General features: G+C 45.4%; 5 protein-coding genes. All 5 read right to left on the reverse strand.

The genetic code is table 11. The features are described 5' to 3' along the window. Positions 1-2,337, reverse strand: a 2,337-nt coding sequence (locus JGK20_RS31225) for an Ig-like domain-containing protein (RefSeq protein ID WP_293233379.1), incomplete at its 3' end; no start/stop codon positions are given. A gap of 481 nt (positions 2,338-2,818) precedes the next feature. After that, positions 2,819-3,025, reverse strand: a complete 207-nt coding sequence (locus JGK20_RS31230; protein WP_293218750.1) for a hypothetical protein — start codon at positions 3,023-3,025, stop codon at positions 2,819-2,821. 189 nt (positions 3,026-3,214) lie between these two features. Beyond that, on the reverse strand, positions 3,215-4,537 hold the full coding sequence (locus JGK20_RS31235) for a CO2 hydration protein (protein ID WP_293218748.1): 1,323 nt from the start codon (positions 4,535-4,537) through the stop codon (positions 3,215-3,217). Between the two features lie 481 nt (positions 4,538-5,018). Further along, positions 5,019-6,524, reverse strand: a complete 1,506-nt coding sequence (locus JGK20_RS31240; protein WP_293233381.1) for an NADH-quinone oxidoreductase subunit M — start codon at positions 6,522-6,524, stop codon at positions 5,019-5,021. 257 nt (positions 6,525-6,781) lie between these two features. Continuing rightward, the coding region (locus JGK20_RS31245; RefSeq protein WP_293233383.1) for a carbonic anhydrase at positions 6,782-7,487 on the reverse strand (706 nt) is incomplete at its 5' end.

Genomic DNA, 7,487 nt, shown 5'->3' on the forward strand with positions numbered 1-7,487 from the left:
TCCGTCGCTGACGCTGTAGCTGAAGTTGTCTGTACCTGCAAAACCCGGATTGGGAATATAGCTGAATGAACCGTCAGTATTGAAATTTACCTTGCCGTTGATTGGATTTGACAATACCTTGGCTGTCAAAATATCGCCGTCAGGGTCGCTGTCGTTGCCTAATACTCCGGGGGCTTGCTGGTTGAATACCTTGGTGTGGGGAATCGTGTAATTGTCTGTTTGTCCAGCAGGTGGCAAGTTGGTGAGATTGATGACGAAAGTTTGACTGGCGGATGTATCGACACCGCCGTTAGCTACGCCCCCATTATCTTTGAGATTGAGAGCGATCTTAGCACTGCCGATCGCCCCTACGGCCGGTGTAAATGTTAGCGTGCCCGCCGAGTCGATCGCAGGTGGTACGCTAAACAAAGCAGCATTGTCATTCCCCGTAACTTGAAACGCGAGAGTTTGTCCCGACTCGTTGGCGGGGCCCCGAGAAATCGCCGTCGCCCAGCCGGGGATGGTTTGCGCGCTGGAGTTACTCTTGAGAGTGCGATCGCCTCCTTTGACAAACGAAGGTACATCATTGACTGGATTAACTGGAAGCGCGTAGGTGATGGAATTAGTGCTAAACGGCGTTGTTCCCCCGGTAGCTGAAGCGTTGACACCCGCAGTACCGTTACCGATTCCGTTAGTTCCATCCCACGCCCGAACAGTAATTGTTGGTTCGCTACCAGCGGTACTATAGTAGTCTGGGTTGGGTACAAAGCGGACTTTCGCAGGCGTTTGCAGCGAAACTCGCGTCAGGTTGATGTTTGCTTGGGCCGAGGTTGTGCCGTCACCGAGGAATAGAAAATTAGGAGTTTCGTAAGGGTCGATCGCGCCAGTAAATGCAGCATAATTTCGCAGAGGCCCCGTTAGTATAACATTATTACTACCGTCCGAAAGAAAGTAATTGTCGCCTAAAACTTTCAGAGTATAGTTAGTAGCAAGATTTGTATTGTAAGCAGCATTTTCAGCAGCCACAAATAAGCTATTCGTTTGTCCGCCCGGATTGGGAGTAATTCCGTCTGCTTGAGCAAAGATATTGCCCGTAGTTGCAGATAGCTGCTGGAAACCGATTTCAATTGCTTTGCGATCGCTCGTAACGGTAACAATGCTAAAACCCGCCCGATTGGCATTGATACGGGCTTCGGAGATAATTTGCAGATTAAAAGATAAGCTAAATCCCTGCGTGCGATCGAGCGGCGGAAATAACGGACTTAAAGGATTATTGGTATAGCCAGCATAGATATTATTAGCAGCCGTGCTGTTTAAATTAACTCCATTACCGCTTAATATTTCTGAAGCAATAGTGGTAGGAGCAATAATATTGGAGTTGGTCAAAGACAGCCAATTCTGAGAACTGGGAGTGCTGCCAAGCAAGCCATTATAAAGAGGCGTCGGGCCGAGAATTGTTGCTGAGCTTTGGGACAATGGCCCAAAATTTGTCCAAGTATTGCCATTAGTTGAAAATTGCCAATTGCCGTTAGTATTGTCTGCTGCTGTGACTGCGACACCCAACGGATCGCTATTAACATCAGCGCCTAACTGGCTAGTGATATTGAAAATACTAAAACCCGTGTTAGCTACATTTTCTATGTCCTCATTAATTGCAGTTAAACTATTAGCGTTAGAATTTGTTAAAGTTGGAGCGCTGTTGAGCTGCGGGTTGCGGAGGCTGTTAATATAAATAGTGTTAATGCCGAAATTGGGTACGCCGATCGAACCTACACTATTGACAGCATAATTAGCAGTTTTATCCACACCACCGATCGCGCTCATGAATTCGACATTATCACCGTTATTCGTCGGAGCGGCAATTTTTACCTTAGCTGCATTGCCAAATGCTCCCAAACCAGTTGTTGGCCAGGCGATCGAATCAACTGAAGTAGTTCCCGTACTGCTAGTATCTACCCAAACAAGATCTGAATCTGCTGCAAAATTTCCTGCAAAGTTGTTAGGTGGAGCTAAAACATTATTAAGGTATACACCACCTTTATTGCTAGTTATCAATAATTGAATGTTCCAATCAGCATCAGTTCCTCGGGGAACTGGATTGTAGGTAATTTCATTCGCTGGAATTACGCTCTCACCGCCCAGCACAATTATTGTTCCTGCCTTGAATACAGGAGCAATACTTGCCATATTTATGAACTGATAGGCAGAATATTTAACTGTTGTTAGATCCGTTGAATCGCCAACAAAAAAAGTTTGCAATTGAGCAGCAGTTAAGTCTTCTGTCAAAAGTAGTTCGACATACTCATCGCCCTGAAAACTACCGTCACGGCGGAATTCATTAATAATTATCTGTCCCATTTCGATGTGCCTATATTTAATATAAGAATCCAATCGAATGTGGCAAGCACATTCAACTCCGTGCAAAATTCAAGCAGGAGAGTATTTTGTTCTCTACCGATAACCTGCCTTTTAGTTCAGTCCTAAGGTGCGTCAGACCATTCGCTTGACACATCACAAAAAATGTGAAAAGCTAACGCATCCTACCCGACTGGCGGATTAGATGATTAAGACCTTAACGGAGTCCTACTGATGATTTATATGAATCAATCAACATAAAATAATTATTAATTTTACCTAATTAACCTTATAATGTCAAGCATTAAATAATCTCAATAAATATTGTATATAAAAATATGTTGATCGGGCAATCACTCGCAAATTTAAATCAAAAACAACCAGCAAATCATGTCACCTCCCATCGATCTTTGCTTTGATTGGCAAAACCTTAGTCAAATTTAAAGGTTATGAAAATCTATAGTGTATTCGCATCGGTAATTAATTAAAACACTTCGTCTTCAATTCCCACCCACCATTCGCCCAGATTCATTAAATCTTGGTGAAGATCGGTAAGTTCTTTGAGATATTCTTCAGTAGAAATTTGCGATCGCCTTTCTTGCAATTTTTTCATCCGGAGTTGCACCAACAGCCACGGTTTGGAAATCCCATCGGTTGCTTCGATATATTGGGCTAGGTCTTTGCTGTTCATATGTTCGATTTATTTCCTTAAAAAGACGGCGATTGAAATCGCGCCTACACAGACAAAACCCGCCTCCGCGGGTTGAATATTTGAAGAGTTGGCGGTTAAAATTATGTTACCTTCTTCAGTCCGCGGAGGCGGACATCGTTTGTGTAGACGCGGTTTCAACCGCCGTCTTCCCTCGCCCAAAAACATCTTTTACCTGTAATCCGAAGTCTGAATGTTTTTCAACTTCGCCGCATATTTCATGCCGTATTCCGGGCGGCAGAAGCGATCGATCTGAGACTCGAAAAACGCCCGATTTGCCTTCAAATGTTTCGGATTCGGGTCATCCAAAGGATACAGCAGCGCCGTCCGCAAAGCTTGAATAACCGCCGAAGTAACGCAGTACATCGATCGCTGGAACGTCACCCCAATCTGATTCAGGATATCATCTTCGCCGCGGCATCGCTGCCTGTAGAAATCCATCAAATAAGGCGGCAGGAAGTGCAGCATATCTTGGGCTAGCAGCGTCGGCGGGATGCCGGCAGTTCCTACAGGGAATTTGTCTGCATACAAAATACCGTAGTGGAAGTCTTTTTGGTCGTCGGGAACTTCCTTGGCTTGGGCGTTGTAAGATTTGGTTCCCCGGAACGGCGAAGTGCGGTAAAATACCGATTCTACGTAGGGTAGCGCTGCCTCGTACAGCCAAGTGAAACCTTTGGATTTTGGGATGATTTCGTAGGTTTCGCCGTCGATGAGAACGTGGTGGTAAATCGGACGACCGGCGATCGCAAATATACCATTTACCAGGAAATCCATCGCCTGGGGTACTGTGGTAATTTTCCCTTCGTCGTACAAGTCGGAAACTTCAAAAAACACGGGTGCCATTACTTCCCAGAATAAACCGAGATTGCTGTAATAAGACATCTGGCGGCACTGTTCCAAAAACATTTCGGGAAATGCTTTGTGCAGGCCCAGCATGAACGGGTCTTTTTTGAAGTAAGCTTTAATTGCGCGATCGGCATTTGCTTTGTATTCGTCGCTGTCGAGATAGGGGTCAAACTGGTTGACAGGAACGTACATTCCCCGGTGCCACAGCATTGACCTCATGCACTCTTCGGCAAATTCCATGTTAATGCGATCGTGCCACAAATGGTGAAACAAACGTGGCTTTTTGCCAGTTTCTCCATTTTCCATGAACTCCAAAAGTTCCGGGTGTGCGCTTCCAGTCCCCCGCCAAATCCGTAAATCTGCACCGTCACCTGAATAGTGATTTTGCAAGTCTAAATACTCCTGGGGTAAGAAGTATTTAAAGAAGGGAAGCGGGTTTAAAAATACCCGTTCCGCGATGTAAAGTAAATCCCGCCAATAGAAATCCATCGGTACCGCGTAGGCCTTCCAAATCGCGATGATTTGCATCAGATTTTCCGGCGTATCTGGAATCATCGCGCCGCCAGCTTCCAGTCTGTGAATGACTTCGGCAAATTCGTGTTTGGAAGGAGGCAGTTTAGTTGCTGGTTTAGTAGGAGTTTGTACCATTGTTTCTTCCTTGGTTTGAATGAATCTCAATATTTAGAAATATTCGCAAAGTCTGCGGCAGCGCAATGCTTGGAAGTTGCTAGTAGGGAAATTGCTGTAACTGCACCTGAATTTAGAATTTTTTGCGGTGTTCCAAACTTTTACACAGTTATGGTGGTAGTTGACTGGTTGTTTTTATTTTACCATAATTACAATCCGAATTCATATCATGTCCGGTCGATCACCATAACAAAAATAGTTCGTAGTGCGGACTTAAGTCCGCTCCGGCTGCGGACTGAAGTCCGCACTACAAACTAATCTTATTGTGGTCAGTCCACCGGAGATGATATCAGAGGGAAGTTCGGTAACGAATTGTATAGCGGGTTTAACCGATTCAATGGATGAATGTTGAGGGAAGAAGGAAGATGGAAGAGAAAAGAAGGAAGAAGTAAGAAGGAAGAAAAAAGATTTTTCTGAGTTCCCGCTCTCCCCCTCTCCCATTCTATTTCTCAGATTGATAGCTGACAGCTACTTGAGTATATCTGCCCGTTGATAGAGTTACTGCCATCGCATTTGTAGTAGATTCGCTCCACTTCAGCAGCCACACTGGTTGAACTCCCAAGAAGAAAATGATTGCCGCTAAAACTAGGGCTGGCATATTTTCGGCAAACTTCACTGGAGGATAGTAAGCCGTGGCATTGTCCAACTTTCCAAAACAGGTGCGGTTGAGCAGAATTACAAAGTAAACTGCTGTTAACCCGGAGGCTAAAATGCACAGTAAAGTCGGAATTGGAAATGCTGAGAAACTGCCTTGAAATACTAAAAATTCGGCGATAAAACCGACTAAACCGGGAATTCCGGCGCTGGCCATGCCGCCCAAAACTAACAGCGAACTCGCTGTGGGTAAACCGCGCATCGGATTCATTAAGCCGTTGAGCACGTCCAAATCCCGTGTGCCGGCTTTGGTTTCGATGATGCCTACGAGATAAAACAGCAAGGCTAAAATCAAGCCGTGGCTTACCATTTGCCCGACAGCGCCGATTAAGGAGAGTTTGGTGCCGGCGGCGCAGGCGACGAGGATGTAGCCCATATGCCCGATCGAACTATAGGCTACCATGCGCTTGATATCTTTTTGGGCGATCGCGCTCAAAGCACCGTACATCACGCTCACCGTACCGATTATCGCTAAACCAGGAGCGACTATCGACCAAGTTTCGGGAAACATCTGCAAACCAAACCGCACTAAGCCGTAAGTTCCCAACTTCGCCAAAACACCTCCCAACAGAATTGCTGTTGCTGGCGAAGCTTCCACGTAGGCATCCGGCAGCCAAGTGTGGAGGGGCACTAAAGGAATTTTAATTGCCAACCCAAACAAGACAATTGTTAGCAAGATTAATTGCGTGTTTAAGGGCAAATCTTGAGTAGTAATTGCACTGTAATCGAAGTTTAAAGAGCCGCTCAGCCAAGCTACGCCCAAAAATCCGCCTAAAACTAAAAGTCCCGAAACTGCCGTGTAAATCAGAAACTTCATCGCAGCGTATTCGCGCTGTTTGCCGCCCCAAATCGCAATCAACAGGTAAAAAGGAATTAATTCTAGCTCGTAAAATAGGACGAACAGCAGCAAATTTTGAGACATCAAAGCTCCCGCCACCCCCGCATTGATCAGCAAAATCAAAGCGTAGTAAAGCTGGGGGCGAGCCATACCTTCACCAGTACCGTAAATCACTAATAGCGTCAGCAATCCGGTTAAAACTAGGAGTGGCAAAGATAAGCCATCAATTCCCAAGTTGTAGCTCAAACCCAATTGCGGAATCCAAGGCAAATATTCTTGAAATTGTAGCCCTGAATTTGTCGTGTCAAATTGAGTTAGCAGCCAGAGATTCAACAGGAAAACGGCAGCAGCGAAGACGGAAGCGACGGAGCGCACCCGCATCGCATTCATTTTTCCGGGCAAGAACCCGACTACCGCAGCGCCCAACGCGGGCAACCAGAGCAACGCACTAAGCATAATGTGTGAAGAGTGAAGATTCAGTTGACAGTTGACAGTTGACAGTTGACAGTTGACAGTTGACAGTTGACAGTTGACAGTTGACAGTTGATAGTTGACAGTTGACAGTTGACAGTTGATAGTTGATAGTTGACAGTTGATAGTTAATATCTAAGTTTTTAGACAGTTTAAATTTTACTGCTTTCCCAAGAGGTTTTTCAACAGTTGGTATTTAACAATTGACAACTATCAACTATCAACTATCAACTCTCAACTGTTTACGACTCAATCAGAATATTGACTGCACCCGTGTCTAAATCGTAATATCCACCGACAACTTTCAGTTTATTCTCCTCAATTAACTTAGAGATAACTGGAGATGCTTTCAATCTTTTAGCTTGCAGCACCACATTGGCTTTGCAGGCATTTTCTAGACGATCGCCTGCTTCGCCTTTCGAGCTTTCTACAGCAGGCCTAATTGCGTCGAGCAAACTGCCAATTTGACCGGGAACTTGAGCGCCTTTGATGGTTGCATCTACTGCACCGCAACGTTTGTGACCGATTACTACCAGCACTTTTGCTCCCAACACCAGTGTGCCAAATTCCAGGCTGCCAATTTCTTCTGGAGTAGCCACATTTCCGGCTACGCGACATACAAATAAATCTCCCAATCCCTGATCGAAAATAATCTCAGAAGGAAAGCGGGAATCTGCACAGCCGAGAATAGCAGCAAATGGTTTTTGAGCTTTGGCAACTTCAACGAGGCGGGGTAAGTCTTGGTTGGGACTTTGGCGTTTTCTGTCAACAAATCGCTTGTTCCCCTCCATCAATTTTGCCAAAGCGACATCGGGAGTGAAGTCATTTTGAGCAATTGCTGGTTCGGGTGAAGCCACATCAGCACCTACTCGTGCTGCGAGTATTCCTGTACCTATTGCTCCTGCGACAAATTTGAGGGAGTTGCGCCGGGAAAGATTTACTTGTCTG

It is taken from the genome of Microcoleus sp. PH2017_05_CCC_O_A (assembly GCF_020738785.1).
Taxonomy (GTDB): Bacteria; Cyanobacteriota; Cyanobacteriia; order Cyanobacteriales; family Microcoleaceae; genus Microcoleus.

Coding starts and splice junctions, on each gene's coding strand:
- JGK20_RS31230 (WP_293218750.1), bottom strand. CDS start 3,025: ATGAACAGCAAAGACCTAGCCCAATATATCGAAGCAACCGATGGGATT.
- JGK20_RS31235 (WP_293218748.1), bottom strand. CDS start 4,537: ATGGTACAAACTCCTACTAAACCAGCAACTAAACTGCCTCCTTCCAAA.
- JGK20_RS31240 (WP_293233381.1), bottom strand. CDS start 6,524: ATGCTTAGTGCGTTGCTCTGGTTGCCCGCGTTGGGCGCTGCGGTAGTC.